Source organism: Pseudomonas sp. BN414 (assembly GCF_029871275.1).
Classification (GTDB): Bacteria; Pseudomonadota; Gammaproteobacteria; order Pseudomonadales; family Pseudomonadaceae; genus Metapseudomonas; species Metapseudomonas resinovorans_C.
Genome location: NZ_SSOL01000004.1, coordinates 1 through 851, shown reverse-complemented (window position 1 = coordinate 851; position 851 = coordinate 1). Strand labels below are relative to the sequence as shown.

Genomic DNA, 851 nt, shown 5'->3' with positions numbered 1-851 from the left:
GGCGCCCAGTTCGCGGCCCTGGCGGAACACCTCGATCCACTGCGCCGTCGTGAGCTCCTCGCCCTGCTGGGCGAAATCCAGTGGGTTGGAGCAGTACGGACACTGCAGCGGGCAGCGGTAGGTCAGCTCGGCCAGCAGCCAGAGCGGCAGGCCGACACTGTGCTCAGTGGAGCTCGATCCAGAATTTTTCACTGGCAACCTCCATGAACTGAACGACGTCATCCGCCAGGTCCGGCGCATCTGGGTACTGCTCGCTCAGGTTGCGGATGATCGACTCGACATCGCGCTGCCCGTCGATCTGCACGGCGATGGCACCGGCACTTTCATTGAGTCGGATCATGCCCTCGGGATAGAGCAGCACGTGACAGCCCTGGGCCGGCTCCCATTGCAGGCGGAAGCCGCGGCGCAGGTTGGGCACCTGCGTCAGGTCGAAGTCGCTCATAGGGCAATCCCCCGGTGCCAGACCCGCTCGCGGGTCACGGTGTGATAGGGCGGGCGTTGCAGCTCGTAGGCCATGCTCATGGCGTCGAGCATGCTCCACAGTACGTCCAGCTTGAACTGCAGGATTTCCAGCATGCGCTGCTGGGCGTCCCAGGTGCGGTAGTGGTCGAGGGTGATGCGCAGGCCGTGTTCGACATCGCGGCGCGCCTCCTTCAGGCGCTTCCTGAAGTAGTCATAGCCGCTCGGGTCGATCCAGGGATAGTGCTGCGGCCAGCTGTCCAGTCGCGACTGGTGGATCTGCGGGGCAAACAGTTCGGTCAGCGAGCTGCTGGCCGCCTCCTGCCAGCTCGCGCGGCGGGCGAAGTTGACGTAGGCGTCCACCGCGAAACGCACGCCGGGCAGCACCAGTT

Annotated in this window: 1 protein-coding gene and 2 pseudogenes; all 3 read right to left on the bottom strand. The window is 65.2% G+C overall.

From position 1 onward, the window contains the following. A pseudogene (locus tag E8E95_RS00035) lies at positions 1-192 on the bottom strand (pyrroloquinoline quinone biosynthesis protein PqqE); the annotation flags it as partial. Further along, positions 164-442: a pyrroloquinoline quinone biosynthesis peptide chaperone PqqD gene (gene pqqD, locus E8E95_RS00030; RefSeq protein WP_280347112.1), complete on the bottom strand. Its 279-nt coding sequence runs from the start codon at positions 440-442 to the stop codon at positions 164-166. The pseudogene E8E95_RS00035 and the gene pqqD, both read right to left, overlap by 29 nt. Continuing rightward, positions 439-851: pseudogene (locus tag E8E95_RS00025) on the bottom strand (pyrroloquinoline quinone biosynthesis protein C); the annotation flags it as partial. The gene pqqD and the pseudogene E8E95_RS00025, both read right to left, overlap by 4 nt.